The 18,386-nt window shown below is 64.7% G+C and carries 16 protein-coding genes; 11 read left to right on the top strand and 5 right to left on the bottom strand.

Annotated features, from left to right (window positions below; translation table 11 throughout):
• Positions 1-60: 60 nt before the first annotated feature.
• The 4 genes from ACEN9O_RS25040 (at position 61) to ACEN9O_RS25025 (ending at position 7,351) form a co-directional block, all read left to right on the top strand.
• The gene (locus tag ACEN9O_RS25040) at positions 61-1,143 is read left to right on the top strand and encodes a DUF5694 domain-containing protein (RefSeq protein ID WP_495614504.1); all 1,083 of its coding nucleotides are present in this window, start codon (positions 61-63) and stop codon (positions 1,141-1,143) included.
• 157 nt (positions 1,144-1,300) lie between these two features.
• A complete protein-coding gene (locus ACEN9O_RS25035) occupies positions 1,301-3,472 on the top strand; it encodes a prolyl oligopeptidase family serine peptidase (protein ID WP_495614503.1) in 2,172 nt (723 codons plus the stop codon).
• The gene (locus ACEN9O_RS25030; protein ID WP_495614502.1) at positions 3,469-5,967 is read left to right on the top strand and encodes a zinc-dependent metalloprotease; all 2,499 of its coding nucleotides are present in this window, start codon (positions 3,469-3,471) and stop codon (positions 5,965-5,967) included. Before ACEN9O_RS25035 ends, ACEN9O_RS25030 begins: the two co-directional genes overlap by 4 nt.
• Before the next feature lie 181 nt (positions 5,968-6,148).
• Positions 6,149-7,351 (top strand): ammonium transporter, encoded by a 1,203-nt coding sequence (locus ACEN9O_RS25025; RefSeq protein ID WP_495614501.1) that lies wholly within the window; start codon positions 6,149-6,151, stop codon positions 7,349-7,351.
• 99 nt (positions 7,352-7,450) lie between these two features.
• Here the strand turns inward: ACEN9O_RS25025 and ACEN9O_RS25020 are convergent, their stop codons facing one another.
• Positions 7,451-8,026, bottom strand: coding sequence for a helix-turn-helix domain-containing protein (locus ACEN9O_RS25020; RefSeq protein WP_495614500.1), 576 nt, complete (start codon positions 8,024-8,026; stop codon positions 7,451-7,453).
• A 159-nt stretch (positions 8,027-8,185) separates the two neighbouring features.
• Between ACEN9O_RS25020 and kbl the strand changes: the two genes are divergently transcribed.
• From kbl to moaD, 6 genes are all read left to right on the top strand, one after another.
• Positions 8,186-9,391 carry a glycine C-acetyltransferase gene (gene kbl / locus ACEN9O_RS25015; RefSeq protein WP_495614499.1) on the top strand — a complete coding sequence of 402 codons (1,206 nt, stop codon included), beginning with the start codon at positions 8,186-8,188 and terminating at the stop codon, positions 9,389-9,391.
• A 26-nt stretch (positions 9,392-9,417) separates the two neighbouring features.
• Complete coding sequence (locus ACEN9O_RS25010) at positions 9,418-10,389, top strand: NAD-dependent epimerase/dehydratase family protein (protein WP_495614498.1); 972 nt, start codon at positions 9,418-9,420, stop codon at positions 10,387-10,389.
• Between the two features lie 33 nt (positions 10,390-10,422).
• Positions 10,423-11,826, top strand: coding sequence for an L-serine ammonia-lyase (locus tag ACEN9O_RS25005; protein ID WP_495614497.1), 1,404 nt, complete (start codon positions 10,423-10,425; stop codon positions 11,824-11,826).
• Between the two features lie 220 nt (positions 11,827-12,046).
• A complete protein-coding gene (gene thrC / locus ACEN9O_RS25000; protein WP_495614496.1) occupies positions 12,047-13,525 on the top strand; it encodes a threonine synthase in 1,479 nt (492 codons plus the stop codon).
• 2 nt (positions 13,526-13,527) lie between these two features.
• Entirely contained in the window at positions 13,528-14,742 is a 1,215-nt protein-coding gene (locus ACEN9O_RS24995; protein WP_495614495.1) for a molybdopterin molybdotransferase MoeA, read from the top strand.
• A complete protein-coding gene (moaD, locus tag ACEN9O_RS24990; RefSeq protein WP_495614494.1) occupies positions 14,742-14,996 on the top strand; it encodes a molybdopterin converting factor subunit 1 in 255 nt (84 codons plus the stop codon). The genes ACEN9O_RS24995 and moaD overlap by 1 nt, the downstream gene beginning before the upstream one ends.
• A 1-nt stretch (position 14,997) precedes the next feature.
• Here moaD and ACEN9O_RS24985 read toward each other — a convergent pair whose 3' ends face one another.
• Complete coding sequence (locus ACEN9O_RS24985) at positions 14,998-15,246, bottom strand: hypothetical protein (protein ID WP_495614493.1); 249 nt, start codon at positions 15,244-15,246, stop codon at positions 14,998-15,000.
• A gap of 39 nt (positions 15,247-15,285) precedes the next feature.
• Between ACEN9O_RS24985 and ACEN9O_RS24980 the strand changes: the two genes are divergently transcribed.
• Complete coding sequence (locus ACEN9O_RS24980; RefSeq protein WP_495614492.1) at positions 15,286-16,521, top strand: TIGR03862 family flavoprotein; 1,236 nt, start codon at positions 15,286-15,288, stop codon at positions 16,519-16,521.
• A gap of 4 nt (positions 16,522-16,525) precedes the next feature.
• Here ACEN9O_RS24980 and ACEN9O_RS24975 read toward each other — a convergent pair whose 3' ends face one another.
• Genes ACEN9O_RS24975 through ACEN9O_RS24965 form a run of 3 tightly spaced genes read right to left on the bottom strand, consistent with a single transcriptional unit; the run spans position 16,526 to position 18,284 of the window.
• Positions 16,526-17,332, bottom strand: coding sequence for a head GIN domain-containing protein (locus ACEN9O_RS24975; RefSeq protein WP_495614491.1), 807 nt, complete (start codon positions 17,330-17,332; stop codon positions 16,526-16,528).
• 12 nt (positions 17,333-17,344) lie between these two features.
• Positions 17,345-18,142, bottom strand: coding sequence for a DUF1700 domain-containing protein (locus tag ACEN9O_RS24970; RefSeq protein WP_495614490.1), 798 nt, complete (start codon positions 18,140-18,142; stop codon positions 17,345-17,347).
• A 4-nt stretch (positions 18,143-18,146) separates the two neighbouring features.
• Positions 18,147-18,284, bottom strand: a complete 138-nt coding sequence (locus tag ACEN9O_RS24965) for a hypothetical protein (RefSeq protein WP_495614489.1) — start codon at positions 18,282-18,284, stop codon at positions 18,147-18,149.
• Between the last annotated feature and the right edge of the window lie 102 nt (positions 18,285-18,386).

The following is an 18,386-nucleotide window of genomic DNA, read 5'->3' as shown; positions in this document are numbered from 1 at the left end:
TGCGACAGCCTTGCGCAGCCTCCTTAAGCTGGCGCGATTCCAACTATCCCAGGAGGCCCCATGCAGCGTCTGTTCGCGGGTATCATTGTTGCTGCCGTTTTTTCCGCTAATGTCTGCGCCGCTGAATCGCCTGGGACGGGATTCAAGCCGGGCGCGTTCAAGCTGCAAAATGGCCAGCCGAACGAGCTGCTGGTACTCGGCACCGCACACCTGTCGCAGTTGCCGAAGTCCTTCGATCCCGCCAATCTGAGCCTGCTGATGGAGCGCCTCGCAAGCTGGCAGCCCAAGGCCATCGCCATCGAGGCGCTGTCCGGCTCACAGTGCGCCTTCCTGCGCAGCTACCCCGAACGCTACGAGGACACGATCAAGTCCTATTGCTGGGACACCGCGCCGGCGTCCAGCGCCACCGGCCTGGACGTGCCCACCGCGACCGCGCAAGTGGATCGGATGCTGGCCGCGTGGCCCTCGGCGCCATCGGCGGGGCAGCGGCGCAAGCTGGCGTCGCTGTTCCTGGCGGCGGGCGAACCCGCTTCCGCAACCGTGCAATGGCTGCGGCTACCGGCCGACGAGCAGCACGCCGGCGACGGCCTGAATGACAAACTGGTGGAGATCCTGAACGGGCTGCGTCAAAAGCGCAATGAAAGTTATCTGATTGCCGCGTCGCTCGCGGCCCGTTGCGGACATGAGCGGGTCTACCCGATGGATGACCATACGTCCGATGCCAACATCGCCGATGAAAACGCCTACGGCGCGGCGATCAAGACAGCGTGGACCAATCCGTTTTCGGCGCAGCGCAAGCGCCAGGACGAAGCAATGCGCGGCGCATTGACGACACCGGCCGGCGTGCTGGCGATGTACCGCGCGCACAATGCCGCCGGCGCCGCCGAACTGGTGTTCCGAGGCGATTTCGGCGCGGCGCTGGAAGAACCGTCGCCCCAGCATTTCGGCCGCGGCTACGTCGCCTACTGGGAGACGCGCAATTTGCGGATGGCCTCCAACATCCGCGAAGCGATGTCCCTGCGGCCCGGCAGCCGCACGCTGGTTGTCGTCGGCGCCTCGCACAAAGGTTACCTGGAGGCCTACCTGAACGAGATGCATGACGTGCGCGTCGTCAGCACGGACGCCGTCTTGCTCGCCGAATAAAACACGCCGATGACGCTTTCCTATCGTTGCTAATTTGTTACAAAGCGCGCTATGATCGGTCACGTCACGCGTGGTAGTTACTGATGTCATTGAGCCCCGGCGGCGCCGTAGCCCGGCCAGCCGCTTCCGAATATTCTTCGATTTTACGGACTTTCGCATGAAGCATTTGAAGTGTGCGGCCCTGGTGGCCGCCGCGTTGCTGGCGCACAGCGCCTCCGCCCAAACCTGTGCCGTTTCCGGCCCCGGCATGAATTATCCTGCCACCCGCACCGTCGATCAGACCGACGACTATCATGGCGTCAAAGTGGCCGATCCCTACCGCTGGCTGGAAGACGCCAACAGCGACGAGACCCACGCCTGGGTCGTCGCGCAGAACAAGCTGACGCAGGACTACCTGTCGCAGATTCCCGGCCGCGACGCCATCAAGACGCGCCTGACCAAGCTGTGGAACTTCGAACGCTTCAGCGTACCGTTCAAGGAAGGCGGCCGCTATTTCTACAGCCGTAACGACGGCCTGCAGAATCAATCGGTGCTGTACACGATGAAGACCCTGGCCGACGTGCCGCGCATGCTGCTCGATCCGAACACCCTGGCCGCCGACGGCACCGTCGCGCTGGCCGGCCTGGCGGTGAGCCCGAACGGCAAATACCTCGCCTACAGCACCGCCGCTTCCGGCTCCGACTGGAACGAGATCAAGGTGCGCGACATCGACAGCGGCAAGGACATCGAAGACCACATCCAGTGGGTCAAGTTCTCCAACACCGCGTGGCTGCACGACGGCTCCGGCTTCTTCTACAGCCGCTACGACGAGCCGAAGGAAGCGACCAAGCTGGCCGACGTCAACTACTTCCAGAAGCTGTACTTCCACAAGATCGGCACGCCGCAAAGCGCGGACACGCTGGTCTACGACCGTCCCGACCACAAGGACTGGGGCTTCGGCGGCGAAGTCACCGAGGACGGCCGCTTCCTCATCATCACCGCCTCGCAAGGCACGGAGAACAAGAACCGCGTCTACTACAAGGACCTGTCGCGCAAGGACGCCAAGGTGGTGCCGCTGCTGGAGGAATTCGACGCAGCGTATAACTTCATCGGCAACGACGGCATGGTGTTCTGGTTCCGCACCGAGCGCAATGCGCCGCGCGGCCGCATCGTCGCCATCGACACCCGCAAGCCGGGTGTGCTGAACTGGAAGCAGATCGTGCCGGAAACCGCCAACACCATGGTGTCGGCCTCGATCGTCAACAACCAGCTGCTGGTGGACTACCTGAGCGACGCCCACAGCCTGGTCAAGGTGTTCGACCTCAAAGGCAAGCCGCTGCATGATCTGGAGCTGCCTGGCCTGGGTTCGGCGGGCGGCTTCGGCGGCAAGCGTGGCGACACGGAGACCTTTTATTCGTACACCAGCTTCACCACGCCGACCACCATCTACCGCTACGACCTGAAGGCCAACAAGAGCAGCGTGTATCGCCAGCCGAAAGTGGACTTCGACCCGGCCGCGTTTGAAACCCGCCAGGAGTTCTTCACCAGCCGCGATGGCACCAGGGTGCCGATGTTCATCGTCTCGAAAAAAGGCCTGAAGCTCGACGGCAGCAATCCGACCTACCTGTACGGCTACGGCGGCTTCAACATCTCGCTGACGCCGTCGTTCTCGGTGGCCAACCTGGCGTGGCTGGAAATGGGCGGCGTCTACGTGATGGCCAACCTGCGCGGCGGCGGCGAGTACGGTGAATCGTGGCACGCGGCCGGCACCAAGCTGCAAAAGCAGAACGTGTTCGACGACTTCATCGGCGCGGCCGAATGGCTGGTCGCGCACAAGGTGACGTCGCCGGCCAAGCTGTCCATCGGCGGCGGCAGCAATGGCGGCCTGCTGGTTGGCGCGGCGATGACGCAGCGTCCCGAATTGTTCGCGGCGGCGATTCCGCAGGTGGGCGTGATGGACATGCTGCGCTTCCATAAATTCACCATCGGCTGGGCGTGGACGTCGGATTACGGCTCGTCCGACAATGCCGACGAGTTCAAGGCGCTGGCCAAGTACTCGCCGCTGCAAAATCTGAAGAAGGGCACCTGCTACCCGGCGACCATGATCACCACCGCCGACCACGATGACCGCGTGGTGCCGGCGCACAGCTTCAAGTTCGCCGCGACGGCGCAGGCCGACCAGGCTGGCGCTGCGCCCATCCTGATCCGCATCGACAGCAAGGCGGGCCACGGTGCCGGCAAGCCGACCACCAAGCAGATCGAGGAAGTGGCGGACCGCTGGGGCTTCCTCAGCCGCGCGCTGAAGATGGACGGCGCGACAGAGGCAGTCAAAGCGGCAGGCCAGCAGTGAGGGCCGGGCCAGCCGCCGGACCGCTGCTGTTCTCCGTCCTGATGTTGGGCGCCGCGCCGGCGGTGCCGGTGCTGGCGGCGGCTGCCGAAGCCGCGGCCGTGCCTTCGGCCAGGAAGATCGCCGATGTCACGCGCGGCCTGCAATCGCAGCCCGGTTTCATCGACGTCTGGCGCGATACGGACAAGGGCAGGGTGCTGCTGTCCGTGTCGGCGCTGGACCAGCCCTTTCTGCTATTGAGTTCCTTGCCCTATGCGCTGGGCTCGAACGACGTTGGTCTCGATCGTGGCCAGCCGGGCGAGATGCGCATGGTGCATTTTGAGAAGCACGGCGCGCGCCTGTTCCTGGTGCAGGAAAACACTAACTTCATCGCCGCCTCGGCGGACAAGGATGAACGGGCCGCCGTCACCGAATCGTTCGCCAGCGGCGTGCTCTGGTCCGGCGACATACTCGCCAGCGAAGGCGAGCGCCATCTGGTCGATTTCTCCAGCTTCCTGCTGGCGGACCGCCACGGCGTCGGCGCGCGGCTGGCCGGTGCCAAGCAAGGCGCCTACCAGATCGACGCAGCGCGCAGCGCGGTGCTGGCCGAACAGGCCAAGGCCTTCCCCGACAACGTCGAATTGGAAGCGCTGCTGACCTTCGCCGGTCCCGGACAGGCCGAATACGTGCGCCACGTTGCGGCCGATCCCCACAGCCTGTCGCTGCGCCAGCGTATCAGCATGGTGCGTTTGCCCGCGACGGGCGCGCAGGCTGGCGGATGGCAGCCGCGCAGCTACCATCCATATTCCGGCGGCTTCGACGCCAGTTACTATGACTTCGCCACGCCGCTCGCCAGCAGCATCGACGTGCACTGGCAGGTGCGGCATCGCCTTGAAAAAACCGATCCGTCGGCGGCGGTCAGCACGGTCAAGAAACCCATCGTCTACTACGTCGACCGTGGCGCGCCGGAGCCGGTGCGTTCGGCGCTGATCGCCGGCGCTTCATGGTGGGCCAGCGCCTTCGAGAAGGCCGGCTTCAAGGACGCCTATCGCGTCGAGCTGCTGCCCGAAGGCGTGGACGCGATGGACATCCGCTACAACGTGATCCACTGGGTGCATCGCGCCACGCGCGGCTGGTCTTACGGGAACGCGCTGGCCGATCCGCGCACCGGCGAGATTATCCGGGGCGCCGTCACACTGGGTTCGCAGCGCGTGCGGCAGGACATCCTGATCGCCGAAAGCCTGCTCGCACCGTACGGCAAGAACGCTCCGGCCGACAAGCAGAAACTGGCCGAGGCCATGGCGCTGGCGCGCCTGCGTCAGCTGGCCGCGCATGAAGTCGGCCACACGCTGGGCTTTGCCCACAACTTCGCGGCCAGCCGCATGGGCAATGGCTCGGTGATGGATTATCCTCACCCCATCCTCAAACTCGACGCCAAGGGCGACGTCGATATCGCCGATGCCTACGGAGTCGGTGTCGGCCCGTGGGACGACTACATCGTCAAATACATCTACGGCGATTTCGGCGGCGGTGCGCAGGAACAGGCAGCGCTGGCCAAGCTGCGCGCCGATGCGCGCGCGGCCGGCATGCTGTACTCCAGCGATCAGGACGACCGCTCGCCGGGCTCCAGCCATCCCGACGGCCTGCTGTGGGACTTCGGCCCGGACACGCTCAAGACCTGGGACCAGCTGGGCGCGGTGCGCCAGCGCGCGCTGCAGACCTTTTCGGTCGACGTGCTGCCCGACGCTCGCCAGATCGGCGAACTGGAGGCGCGGCTGGTGCCGGTCTACCTGCTGCAACGCTATCAGGGCGAAGCGCTGGCGCGCCTGATCGGCGGCGGCGATTTCGATTACACCAGCAGCGGCGACGTCAAGGCCGGCCTGGCGAAAGCCGGCATCAAGGCCACGCCGGCGGCGGTGCAGCGCCAGGCCCTGAACCGCCTGGCGGACAGCCTGCGCGCCGAATACCTGGCGCTGCCGGCCGGCGTGCTCGATATTCTGACGCCGCCGGCGATGGGGCATCAGCGCAGCCTCGAATACTTCGCCACCCGCATGGACACCGTGTTCGACGCCTTCTCGATTGCCGAAGCGGGCGCCGCGCAGACTGCCGGCTTCCTGCTCGACCCGGCCCGCATCAACCGCGTCGCCTGGCAGCACGCGCGCGACGCGCAGCAGCCGGGCGTGCAGGAAGTGCTGTCGCTGCTGCTGCAAAAGACCTGGAAACGCGAACCGGTGCCGGCCTCCGTGGCTGGTGGCGAGGCGGTGCAACTGGCCGCCAACTGGGTCGTGGTCGACGCCACCTTGAATCTGCTCGACTGCGGCAAGCTGCATCCGCAGGTCGACGCGCAGGTGCGCCAATCCGCGCGCGAGCTGGCGCAATGGCTGCAGAAGAACCCCGGCAAAGGCGTCACCGCCGACAGCCGCAAACAGGCGGCGGGGCTGATTACCGCCTATCTGGCCGATCCGCGCAGCGTCAGACTACGCGCCATGCCGGCGATCCCGCCGGGCGCGCCGATCTGAGCCCTCGTCCGTGCGCACCAAAATGATGCCTTATTTCGGTGCGCACGGCTCTGGTGCATCCGCCTGCACAAAATAAAAACACCTTGAAATCAAGCACTTAAAATTTGCACCAAATTGGAACGAATATTGCTTTTGTCAGTGCTCGTTGTTAATTTTTGCATTATTTTGGGGAGAAATTTTGATGGGTGGATACAAAGAAGGCGCCGATGCATTGTTCATATTGCTTGGCGCCATTATGATTTTGGCCATGCACGCCGGCTTCGCGTTCCTGGAGCTGGGTACGGTGCGCAAGAAGAACCAAGTCAACGCGCTGGTCAAGATCCTGGTGGATTTTGCGGTATCGACGATTGCCTACTTTTTTGTCGGCTACAGCATCGCCTACGGCGTCAATTTCTTTTCCTCGGCCGAGGTGCTGGCCGCCAGGAACGGCTATGAGCTGGTCAAATTCTTCTTCCTGCTGACGTTTGCCGCCGCCATCCCGGCCATCATCTCGGGTGGCATCGCCGAGCGGGCGCGCTTCCACCCGCAGCTGATTGCCACCGCGTTGCTGGTTGGTTTGGTCTATCCCTTCTTTGAGGGCATGGTCTGGAACCACCGCTTCGGCGTGCAGGAATGGCTGGCGTCCGCGTTTGGCGCCGAGTTCCACGACTTCGCCGGTTCGGTGGTGGTGCACGCGGTGGGCGGCTGGATCGCGCTGCCGGCCGTGCTGCTGCTGGGCGCGCGCCGTGGACGCTACATGAAGAACGGCGCCATCGCCGCCCATCCGCCATCGTCGATACCCTTCCTGGCGCTGGGCGCGTGGATTTTGACGGTGGGCTGGTTCGGCTTCAACGTCATGAGTGCGCAGGCGCTGGACAAGATGAACGGCCTGGTGGCCGTCAACTCGCTGATGGCGATGGTTGGCGGCACGCTGGTCGCGCTGCTGATGGGGAAGAACGACCCCGGCTTCGCCTACAACGGCCCGTTGGCCGGCCTGGTCGCGGTCTGCGCCGGCTCGGACCTGATGCACCCGCTGGGCGCACTGGCCACCGGCGCCATTGCGGGCGCGGTGTTTGTCTGGATGTTCACGTTGGCACAAAATAAATGGAAAATCGACGACGTGCTGGGCGTGTGGCCGCTGCACGGCCTGTGCGGCGCCTGGGGCGGCATCGCGGCGGGGATCTTTGGCCAGAAGGCGCTGGGCGGTATCGGCGGCGTCTCGTTCGCCGCGCAGCTGGGCGGCACCGCGCTGGGCGTGGTCATCGCGCTGGCGGGCGGCTTCGCCATCTACGGCACGTTGAAGGCCACGCTGGGCCTGCGCCTGGACCCGGAAGAAGAGTTCCAAGGCGCCGACCTGGCGATCCACCGCATCAGTTCCACGCCGGAGCGTGAATCGAACTGGTAATCACCGGCCACCCCGCAAGCCTGAGCGATACGCCCGCTCACCGCTTAGGGGTCAGACCCCGCACGGGGTCTGACCCCGCCTGGCAGTGCGGGGTAAAAACTAGCGGTGTATCACCACCAGCAGCGCCTTCGCCTCGGTCTTGCCGACGTTGCGGATGATGTGCTGCTGGTCCCCCGGGTAGCGCGCCGTGCTGCCCAACTTCATCTTCTTCTTGTCTGGCCCGACCTCCACCTCCACGGAGCCGTGCAGCAGTGTCAGGTGTTCCTGCGCGCCGGGATCGTGTCCCTGCGACGCCAGTTCGCCACCCGGCGCCAGCGTCAGTTCATACCACTCATATTTGCTGGCCAGCTCCAGCGGCCCCAGGATGCGCAGCACATAGCCGGCGTGATGGCCGGGCAGGGTGGGGATCTCGTGCGCCTCGATCACGCGGACGGTCTCCTGCTCCCGCTCGGCCGTCGCCAGCAGTTCGCCGATCTGAACCCCCAGCGCATTGGCCAGCCGCCAGGTGATGGCGATGGTCGGATTCGCCTTTTCGCGCTCGATCTGGGACAGCATCGACTTGGAGACGCCGGCGATGCGCGACAGATCCTCCAGCGTCAGGCCACGGGCCAGGCGCAGCCGCTGCAGGGCGGCGCCGACTTCTGGAGGTGCATTGGACGAAACAGGTGTTTTCATTGTTTTATTCGGCAGATGGGCTAAATTTCAAGTGAATCATTGCGCGTGCACGGCTTGCGCTGTTCACTGGTGTTCTGTAATATTCGATATATTGAATTTGAGTTTGATATAACGGATTTCTCATAATGTAGTGAAATCGTACCACAGACAGGAACCATCATGACCATTCCAGCAAAAAGCACCTTCTTCAGCGGCCTGCAGCAAACCCTCGACCAATTGCGTGAGCAGGGCCTCTACAAGCCAGAGCGCGTTCTGGCCTCGCGCCAGGGCGCGGAAGTGATGAGCGAAGACGGTCGAATGCTGATCAATATGTGCGCCAACAACTATCTGGGCCTGTCCGGCCAGGAGTGGGTGGCGCAGGCTTCCATCGAGGCGACGGAAAAGTATGGTTATGGCCTGTCGTCAGTACGTTTCATCTGCGGCACGCAGACCGTGCACAAGCAGCTGGAGCAGGCGATCTCCAAGTTCCTCGGCACCGAGGACACGATCCTGTACGCGGCCGCCTTCGACGCCAACGGTGGCGTGTTCGAGCCGCTGTTCGACGAAAACGACGCCATCATCTCGGACGCGCTGAACCACGCCTCGATCATCGACGGCATCCGCCTGTGCAAGGCCGCGCGCTTGCGCTATGCCCACAACGACATGGCCGACCTGGAAGTGCAGCTGCAAGCGGCGGCTGGCAAGCGCCATAAAGTCATCGTCACCGACGGCGTGTTCTCGATGGACGGCACCATCGCCCAGCTGGACAAGATCTGCGACCTGGCCGACAAGTACGGCGCGCTGGTGATGATCGACGAATGCCACGCCTCCGGCTTCATGGGCGCGACCGGCCGCGGCACCCACGAGCACCACAACGTCATAGGCCGCATCGACATCATCACCGGCACCCTGGGCAAGGCCCTGGGCGGCGCGATGGGCGGCTTCACCTCGGCGCGCAAGGAAGTGATCGAAATGCTGCGCCAGAAATCGCGTCCTTACCTGTTTTCGAACACGCTGGCGCCGTCGATCGCCGGTGCCTCGCTGGCCGTGCTGAAAAAGCTGTCGGAATCGACCGAGCTGCGCGACCGCCTGCACGAAAACACCGCCTTCTTCCGCAAGGAGATCGAGCGTATCGGCTTCACCATCAAGCCGGGTACGCACCCTGTAGTTCCTGTCATGTTGTTCGACGCCCCCGTCGCCCAGAAATTCGCGGCACGAATGTATGAGCTGGGCGTTCTGCTCAGCGGCTTCTTCTACCCCGTGGTCCCGATGGGCCAGGCGCGCGTGCGCGTCCAACTGTCCGCGGCCCACACCCGCGAACAGCTGGAAATCGTGCTCAAAGCATTCGAACAGGCGGGCCATGAACTGGGTCTGCTGAAGAACTAAACATGAAAATCGTCAGGAACAATAATATGAACACTCAAGAACGCATCCTCGTCATCGGCGCCAACGGCCAGATCGGCAGCGAGCTGGTAGAGGCGCTGGCCGCCCAGCACGGCGCGCAGAACGTCATCGCCGCCGACATCAGCCCGACCAATCTGTATAACGCGGCGCGCTACACCACGCTCAACGTGCTGGATAAGGTCGCGCTGTCGGCACTGGTCACCGAAGAGGGCATCACCCAGGTCTACCAGCTGGCGGCGATGCTGTCGGCCACCGGCGAAGCGGCGCCGCTGAAAGCCTGGACGCTGAACATGGACGGCCTGCTGAACATCCTGGAAGTGGCGCGGGAACGCGGCGTGGTCGGCAAGCCGCTGCGCATCTTCTGGCCTTCGTCGATCGCCGCTTTCGGCCCGAACACCCCGGCCGTCAACACACCGCAAACCACGGTGATGGACCCGACCACGATCTACGGCATCAGCAAGCTGGCCGGCGAACGCCTGTGCGAGTACTACTTCATCAAGTACGGCGTGGACGTGCGCTCGATCCGCTATCCCGGCATCATCAGCTTCAAGTCGCCACCGGGCGGCGGCACCACCGACTACGCCATCGCCATCTTCCACTCGGCGCTGCGCGGCGAGCGCTATGAATGCTTCCTCGGCCCGCAGACCACGCTGCCGATGATCTACATGCCCGATGCGATTCGCGCCACTATCGAATTGATGGACGCGCCGGCGGCGCAGGTGAAGGTGCGTTCGGCCTACAACGTGGCCGGCGTGTCGTTCAACCCGGAGCAGCTGGCCGCCGCGATCACCCGCGCGCTGCCGGACTTCAAGATCGGCTATAAACCGGACAGCCGCCAGGCCATCGCCGACACCTGGCCGCAAAGCCTGGACGACGCCACCGCGACCGCCGACTGGGGCTGGAAAGCCCGCATCGGCGTCGACGAGATGGTCGCCGACATGCTGGCCAACGTCGACGTCCACCTGGGCAAAGCGGCGTAATTCACCACACTATAAAAAAGAGAGAGACAACTGATGGACATGAGCGTATTCGACCTGTTTAAGATCGGCATCGGACCGTCGAGTTCCCACACCGTGGGACCGATGGTGGCGGCCCGCCGTTTTCTGCTCGATAGCGCTCCGCTGGACGACGTCACCGGCGTCACCGCCGAGCTGTATGGCTCGCTGGCGCTGACCGGCGTCGGCCACGCCACCGACAAGGCGGTGATCCTCGGCCTGATGGGCGAAACCCCGCAGGACGTGGTGCCGACCAGCGTCGACTCTCAACTGGCGCACGCCGAGGAAGCGGGCGAGCTGCGCTTGTTAGGCACCCACAAGGTGCCGTTCAAGCGCGGCGTGAACCTGGTGTTCCACATGGCCGAATCGCTGACCGAGCACCCGAACGGCATGCGCTTCACGCTGACCCGCGCCGACGGCAGCACCTTCAGCAAGGTGTACTACTCGGTGGGCGGCGGCTTCATTAAGGAGGAGGGGGAGGCGCATCAGGCCGCGCCGACGGTGGGCAGCGCGCCGGCCGCCGCGATTCCCTTCGCCTTCGACACTATGGACCAGCTGCTGGCCCACGGCGAACGCGCCGGCCTGACCATCCCGCAGATGCTGCGCGCGAACGAAAACGTCAAGCGCAGCGACGATGAGCTGAACGCCGGCATCGACAAGATCTGGCACGTCATGCGCGACTGCATCGCCCACGGCCTGGAGACGGCGGGCCAGCTGCCGGGTGGCTTGCACGTCAAGCGCCGCGCCGCCAACCTGTGGAAGCAGGCCAGCGACGCTAAGGCCTCCGACAACCGCGCCAACGACCTGCCGCACGACGCGCTGCACCAGGTCAGCCTGTACGCGATGGCGGTCAACGAGGAAAACGCCGCCGGCGGCCGTGTCGTCACGGCGCCGACCAACGGCGCGGCGGGCATCATCCCGGCGGTGCTGCGCTACTACGCGGAAGACTGCAAACCCAGCGATCCGGTGACCGGTGTACGCAACTTCATGCTGACGGCGGCCGCCATCGGCATGCTGTGCAAGCGTAACGCGTCGATCTCCGGCGCGGAAATCGGCTGCCAGGGCGAAGTGGGCGTAGCCTGCGCAATGGCGGCGGCCGGCCTGGTGGCCGCGCTGGGCGGCAGCAACAACCAGATCGAAAACGCGGCGGAAATCGGCATCGAGCACCACCTCGGCATGACCTGCGACCCGATCGGCGGCCTGGTACAGATTCCCTGCATCGAACGTAACGGCATGGGGGCGGTCAAGGCGATCACCGCCGCCTCGCTGGCCCTGAAGGGCGACGGCACCCACTTCGTCAGCCTGGACGAAGTGATCGAAACCATGCGCCAGACCGGCGCCGACATGCAGGCCAAGTACAAGGAAACCTCGCTGGGTGGCCTGGCGATCCACGTGATCACGGTGAACCACGCGGCCTGCTGAACCTGCGGGGGTCAAGTCTGACATTCGGACACGTGCTCTGCCGTAGCTACCGCTTACGGCAGAGCACGTGTCCGAATGTCAGACTTGACCCCCGTGGTGATGTCTCCGGGCGATGGCAAAACAACAGGATTTTACGGGAATCGGCCGGGCGCACTATAATATCCGCTCGCTTCGTACCGTTCTGCCCTTTTGCCGTTAGCTCAACCGGACTTTCTAATCTATGCAATACGTGTCTACCCGCGCCGCCGCCTCGGCCGCCGCCTCGTCTTCCCAACAATTCTCCGACATCCTGCTGGGCGGCCTGGCCGTCGACGGTGGCCTGTTCCTGCCGGCTTCGTACCCGCAAGTGACCGGCGCCGAACTCGATGCATGGCGCCAGCTGTCGTATGCCGACCTGGCCTATGAGATCCTGAAGAAGTTCGCGACCGATATTCCCGACGCCGACCTGCGCGCGCTGACTGCCAAGACCTATACCAAGGAAGTCTACAAAAACGCCCGCAAAGGCGAAAAAGCCAGCCAGATCACGCCGCTGCGCGTGCTGGAAGAGGGCGAAAACGGCGCCAAGCTGGTACTGCAGGCGCTGTCCAACGGCCCGACCCTGGCCTTCAAGGACATGGCGATGCAGTTGCTGGGCAATCTGTTCGAATACACGCTGGCCAAGCAGAACGCGCAACTGAACATCTTCGGCGCCACCTCCGGCGATACCGGCAGCGCCGCCGAATACGCGATGCGCGGCAAGCAGGGCATCCGCGTGTTCATGCTGTCGCCGCATAAGAAGATGAGCGCTTTCCAGACCGCGCAGATGTTCTCCCTGCAGGACCCGAACATCTTCAACATCGCCATCGAAGGCGTGTTCGACGACGCCCAGGACATGGTCAAGGCGGTCTCCAACGACCTGCCGTTCAAGGCCCGGCAGAAGATCGGCACCGTCAATTCGATCAACTGGGCGCGCGTGGTGGCGCAGGTGGTGTACTACTTCCGCGGCTACCTGTCGGCCACCACCTCGAACGACCAGAAGGTGTCGTTCACCGTCCCGTCGGGGAACTTCGGCAATATCTGCGCCGGCCACATCGCCCGCATGATGGGCCTGCCGATCGCCAAGCTGGTTGCCGCCACCAACGAAAACGACGTGCTCGATGAATTCTTCCGCACCGGCGTGTACCGCGTGCGCAAGTCGGCCGAGACCTACCACACCAGCAGCCCGTCGATGGACATCTCCAAGGCGTCCAATTTCGAGCGCTTCATCTACGACCTGGTGGGCCGCGACGGCGACCGCACCCGCGCGCTGTTCCATAAAGTGGAAACCCACGGCGGCTTCGACCTGTCCGGCAAGCCGGGCGCCGACGGCGACGAGTTCAAGCTGGTGGCCAAGTACGGCTTCAAGTCCGGCAAGTCGACCCATGAAGACCGTCTGAACACCATCCGCGACGTGGCCGACGACTACGGCATCGTCATCGACACCCACACCGCCGACGGCATCAAGGTCGCGCGCGAGAACCTGGAACCCGGCGTGACGATGATCGTGCTGGAAACCGCGCTGGCCGCCAAGTTCAACGAAACCATCCTCGACGCGCTGGGCGAGGACGCGGAACGTCCGGAAGGCTTCGAGAACATCGAAGACCTGCCGCAGAAGTTCGTCGTCATGCCGCCGGAAGTGGAGAAGATGAAGGCCTACATCGCGGCGAACACCGGCCTGTAACGATGAGCGCCTACAAGCCCCTGCTGCCTGTCGGCGAAGCGCTGGCCCTGATGGCCGGCGCCGTGCGTCCGGTGGCCGATGTGGAAACCGTGCCGACGCTGACGGCCAACGGCCGCGTGCTGGCGAAGGCGCAGGTGTCGGGTATGAACGTGCCGACGATGGACAACACCCAGATGGACGGCTACGCGGTGCGCGCCGCCGACTGCGTCAGTGGCAACGCGGCGCTGACGGTGTCGCAGCGCATACCGGCCGGCCACGTCGGCCAGCCTTTGCTGCCGGGGACTGCGGCGCGCATCTTCACCGGCGCCTTGATCCCGGAAGGGGCGGACGCCGTCGTCATGCAGGAGCAGTGCGAGCTGGCGGGCAATGTGGTCACGGTGCGCCACGCGCCCAAGGCCGGTGAATGGATACGCCGTGCCGGCGAGGACATCACCAACGGCAGCATCATCCTGCCGGCCGGTACGCGCCTGCGCAGCCAGGAGCTGGGCCTCGCGGCCTCGGTCGGCCTGGCCGAGCTGCCGGTCAAGCGTCGGCTGCACGTGGCCGTGTTCTTCACCGGCGACGAGCTGACGATGCCGGGCGAGCCGCTGGCGCCTGGCGCCATCTACAACTCCAACCGCTTCACGCTGCGCGCGCTGCTGGAAAACCTGGGCTGCGAGATCACCGACTTCGGCATCGTGCCCGACTCGCTGGACGCCACCCGCTCCGTGCTGCGCGAGTGCGCGCAAGGCCATGACCTGATCATCACTTCCGGCGGCGTGTCGGTTGGCGAGGAGGATCACATCAAGCCCGCCGTCGAGGCGGAGGGCAAGCTGAATATGTGGCAGATCGCCGTCAAGCCGGGCAAGCCGCTGGCGTTCGGCGAGGTGGGACAGGCATTCTTTGTCGGCTTGCCAGGCAATCCGGTGTCGAGCTTTATCACCTTCCTGATGTTTGTACGTCCGTTCATCCTGCGCCTGCAAGGCGTGACGGAGGGGCTGGAGCCGCGCGCGTTCATGATGCGCGCCGACTTCAACTGGCCCAAGGCCGACAAGCGCAACGAGTTCCTGCGCGCGCGCATCAACGCCACCGGTGGACTGGAATTGTTCAATAACCAGAGTTCGGGCGTGTTGACGTCGACCGTGTGGGGCGATGGCGTGATCGACAATCCACCCGGCCAGACCATCGCGGCCGGCGACGTGGTTCGATTTATACCGTTTAGCGAGTTAATGCACTGATGGCTGTTACCGTAAAATTTTTCGCCAGCGTGCGCGAGTCGCTGGGTGCCTCGTCCGAGACACTGGAGCTGCCGGCCGGTGTGAGCACGGTCGGCGCATTGCGCGCCCACCTGGCCGCCCGCGGCGATGTCTGGCAGCAGGCGCTGGGCAGCCCGGCCTTGCGCATGGCGTGTAACCAGGTGATGTGCGGCGCCGATACGGCGCTGGCCGATGGCGCCGAGGTGGCGTTCTTCCCGCCGGTGACGGGCGGCTAGGCTACGGCTTCTTGCCCTTGACGGCGTTGCGGGCGGCGTCCAGGTCGTCGCACAGGCCGCAGGCCTTGGCGTTGCGGTAGCGCCGCCAGGCGGCGTAGGTAAAGATGCCCGCCGCGGCAAGTGCCCAGATGGCGGCGCTCAGATAATCCTCGCGCGTGGTCGAGCCCTTGATCCATTCCACGGCCGCCAGTATTGCGAACAAAGGCACGGCGGCCTGCACATAGCGTTTCACCCAAAATGTCGCGCCCATCTTGTCTCCTGTATCAATGTCTCATATCGGACCGAATTCATGCAGTCTAGTTTGACACCTTTTCGCGTTGCCGTCATCGGTGGCGGTCCCGCCGGCCTGATGGCCGCCCAAACCCTGGCGCAGGGCGGGGCGCAAGTCGACGTTTATGACGCGATGCCTTCGGTCGGCCGCAAGTTCCTGCTGGCCGGGCGCGGCGGCATGAACATCACCCACGCCGAGCCGTATGCCGATTTTGTCACACGCTACGGCCAGGGCGCCGCGCCGCTGCGCGCCATGCTAGACGCCTTCGGACCGCAGGATGTGCGCGACTGGGTGCATGGTCTGGGTGTCGATACCTTCGTCGGCACCTCGGGCCGCGTGTTCCCGACCGATATGAAGGCGGCGCCGCTGCTGCGCGCCTGGCTGCATCGCTTGCGTGAGAGCGGCGTGCAGTTCCACATGCGCCACCGCTGGCTGGGCTGGCGCGACGACGCCTTGGTGCTGAACACGCCCGACGGCGAGCTGCTGGTGCGCGCCGACGCGGTGGTGCTGGCACTGGGCGGCGGCAGCTGGGCGCGATTGGGTTCGGACGGCGCGTGGATGCCTCTGCTGGCGGAACGTGGTGTTGGCGTGGCACCGCTGGTGCCGGCCAACTGTGGCTTCGACGTGGACTGGAGCGAGCATTTCAGCAGCCGTCATGCGGGCGAGCCGCTGACCACCGTCGCCATCATCTCCACCGGCGCGGACGGCAAGGAGTTCCGTAAGCAGGGGCAGTTCGTCGTCACGCAAGGGGGCGTCGAGGGCAGCTTGATCTATGCGTTGTCGGCCGCCTTGCGCGACCAGATCGCCGCCGACGGCAGCGCCACGATCCACCTGGACCTGCTGCCGGACCTGCCGGCGCAACGCGTGGCGGACGAGGTGGCGCGGCCGCGCGGTGCGCGCTCGATGGCCAGCCATCTGCAAAGCCGGTTGGGCATCAAGGGCGTCAAGGCCGGACTGCTGCGCGAATGTCTGAGCAAAGAACAGTACGCGGACGAGGAGCAGCTGGCGCGGGCGATCAAGCGCTTGCCGGTGCGTCTGCTGCGCGCACGTCCGATCGACGAAGCGATCAGCAGCGCCGGCGGCGTGCGTTGGGATGCGCTGGAGGGAACGATGCTGAAGTCCGCACCGGGTGTATTCGTGGCGGGTGAGATGGTCGACTGGGAGGCGCCGACCGGCGGCTATCTGCTGACGGCCTGCCTGGCCGGCGGCCAGGCGGCGGGACGCGATGTCCTGGCCTGGCTGGGCCGAAGCTAGTCGCTTATTCCCAGGTGACGTCGCCGGAGCCGGTGCGGCTGACGTTGCGGTTGTCGGGGTTACCCAACACACGGATATCGCCGCTGCCGCGCAAGGTCAGGTCCGCCGACTGCTTGGCGAAGACCTGGCTGGTGCCGGACCCCTTCAGGTTGACCGTCACCTTGTCCGAGGACAGGTGGCGCGCATCCAGGTCGCCGGAGCCGGTCAGTTCCGCGTTCAGCGTCTTGCAGCTGCCGGACGAGGTGATCTGGCCCGAGCCCACCATCTCCAGTTCCACATTCTCGCTGCTGCCCGCGTTCAGGTTCAGGTGGCCGCTGCCATGGGCGCCGGCGTTCAGGTCGCGATAGCGGCCGGTGAAGTTCACATTGCCCGAACCGTGCAACTGCAACTCCAGCTTCTCGCCGCTGAAGCCGCTCACCTTGGTCTCGCCGCTGCTGCGCACCACCAGCTCTTCCAGCTGCGGCAGCACCAGCTCCACCTGCAAGGGATGGCGCGGATTGAGCAGCATGCCCTTGGTGCCGATGTGCAGGTCGCGGCCGTCCTGGATGGTTTCGATATTGGCCAGCGAGCGCTGCTCACCGCGCACCTTGAGCGACGCCACCGGGCCCTGGATCAGTACCAGGTCGATCGGCCCGCTCAGCTCCACGGCGCTGGCCATGGCGTCGATCTTGCGGGTTTCGCCGCCGAGGGCGCGGCCGGCCGAACTGGTCGGGCTGGTGCTGCCGTAGGCCTTCAGCATGCTGTAGCTGATGCCGATCAGGACAAAGGACAGCAGCAGCAGGCTGGTCCCGATTTTCAATAATGCGCGCATGGTCATGACTCCTTAGCGTCCGCGAAGCAGGGACACATTCATTGCTACATACCGTCTCAGGCCGATCATGGTGTAGCGGGTGACGACGATGCTGATCAGGCACAGCCCGATCCCGCCCAAGATCAGGCCGAAGCCGATCAGCGACTGGCTGGCGCGGGCGCCGCTGTCGAAATCCGTGGTGATGTGCAGGTCGCCGGTGGCGACCGCCTCGGCGCGGTTCAGCAGGCGGCCGCTGCGGCTCAGGTTGTCGTCGCCGTTGCCGCCGTCGGTGTTCTCCGGGTCCTTGCTGACCTGGATGCCCATGTTGCTGATGGCCATGCGCCAGCCCTGAATATCCTGTTCCTCGTCATTCGAGTCGAAATGCGAGTTGGTGAACGCCATGATGTGGCGCAGCGGGCCTTCCAGCGCCAGCTCGTTCTGGCCCGACAGGCCGCTCGACACCAGCGCGATGCCGGCGATGTAGAAGGCGAAGGCGGAAACGTAGACGGCGCCCAGCAGCGAGGCATACACCATCGCCGGGATCACCATGAACAGGTTGAAGATCGCCAGGCCGATGAAGGACACCACCATGCGGGCCAGGTTGACCGGGGTTTTCTTTTGCTCGAAGGCGTGCAGGTGCACACTGGCGCGCAGCGTCATGGCGACCTTGCGCGGCTCGTCGAGCTCCTTGTAGACCTCGGCTTCGCTGCGGCCGGCCACCAGGCCGTCGATGAAGCGCTGCTCGTAGTAGGCCAGGGTCTTGGCCACCGTTTCCGGCGGCAGGCCCTGCATGGCCTGTTTGAGCGCGTCGAGGTATGCCTGCTTGTTCATGATGTCAAATACCCAATGTTGCGCTGCTGTGTGCCATGGCCATCGCGCTGCTTGCCACCGGTGCGGTCTGCACGATGGATACCGTGCTGGCCGCCACGAAGGCGATCAAGGCAAGGATTTTCAAGCTGAGAGAGATGTTCATGTTGATTCCAATATTTGTCTTTTGTCGATGGTGCTACTGTACGCAAGCGCTCGCCCGGATGCCATCGGCATGTGACAGGCTGCATAAATTGCGGGGCAGGCG

It is taken from the genome of Duganella sp. Dugasp78 (genome assembly GCF_059491455.1).
The sequence above is the reverse complement of the archived record's forward strand: the minus strand, read 5'-3'. Positions and strand labels throughout refer to the sequence as shown.

Excerpts from the sequence above, each read along its gene's own strand:
- ACEN9O_RS25040 (WP_495614504.1), top strand. The coding sequence starts at position 61 with ATGCAGCGTCTGTTCGCGGGTATCATTGTTGCTGCCGTTTTTTCCGCT.
- ACEN9O_RS25035 (WP_495614503.1), top strand. The coding sequence starts at position 1,301 with ATGAAGCATTTGAAGTGTGCGGCCCTGGTGGCCGCCGCGTTGCTGGCG.
- ACEN9O_RS25025 (WP_495614501.1), top strand. The coding sequence starts at position 6,149 with ATGGGTGGATACAAAGAAGGCGCCGATGCATTGTTCATATTGCTTGGC.
- ACEN9O_RS25020 (WP_495614500.1), bottom strand. The coding sequence starts at position 8,026 with ATGAAAACACCTGTTTCGTCCAATGCACCTCCAGAAGTCGGCGCCGCC.
- kbl (WP_495614499.1), top strand. The coding sequence starts at position 8,186 with ATGACCATTCCAGCAAAAAGCACCTTCTTCAGCGGCCTGCAGCAAACC.
- ACEN9O_RS25010 (WP_495614498.1), top strand. The coding sequence starts at position 9,418 with ATGAACACTCAAGAACGCATCCTCGTCATCGGCGCCAACGGCCAGATC.
- ACEN9O_RS25005 (WP_495614497.1), top strand. The coding sequence starts at position 10,423 with ATGGACATGAGCGTATTCGACCTGTTTAAGATCGGCATCGGACCGTCG.
- thrC (WP_495614496.1), top strand. The coding sequence starts at position 12,047 with ATGCAATACGTGTCTACCCGCGCCGCCGCCTCGGCCGCCGCCTCGTCT.
- ACEN9O_RS24995 (WP_495614495.1), top strand. The coding sequence starts at position 13,528 with ATGAGCGCCTACAAGCCCCTGCTGCCTGTCGGCGAAGCGCTGGCCCTG.
- moaD (WP_495614494.1), top strand. The coding sequence starts at position 14,742 with ATGGCTGTTACCGTAAAATTTTTCGCCAGCGTGCGCGAGTCGCTGGGT.
- ACEN9O_RS24985 (WP_495614493.1), bottom strand. The coding sequence starts at position 15,246 with ATGGGCGCGACATTTTGGGTGAAACGCTATGTGCAGGCCGCCGTGCCT.
- ACEN9O_RS24980 (WP_495614492.1), top strand. The coding sequence starts at position 15,286 with ATGCAGTCTAGTTTGACACCTTTTCGCGTTGCCGTCATCGGTGGCGGT.
- ACEN9O_RS24975 (WP_495614491.1), bottom strand. The coding sequence starts at position 17,332 with ATGCGCGCATTATTGAAAATCGGGACCAGCCTGCTGCTGCTGTCCTTT.
- ACEN9O_RS24970 (WP_495614490.1), bottom strand. The coding sequence starts at position 18,142 with ATGAACAAGCAGGCATACCTCGACGCGCTCAAACAGGCCATGCAGGGC.
- ACEN9O_RS24965 (WP_495614489.1), bottom strand. The coding sequence starts at position 18,284 with ATGAACATCTCTCTCAGCTTGAAAATCCTTGCCTTGATCGCCTTCGTG.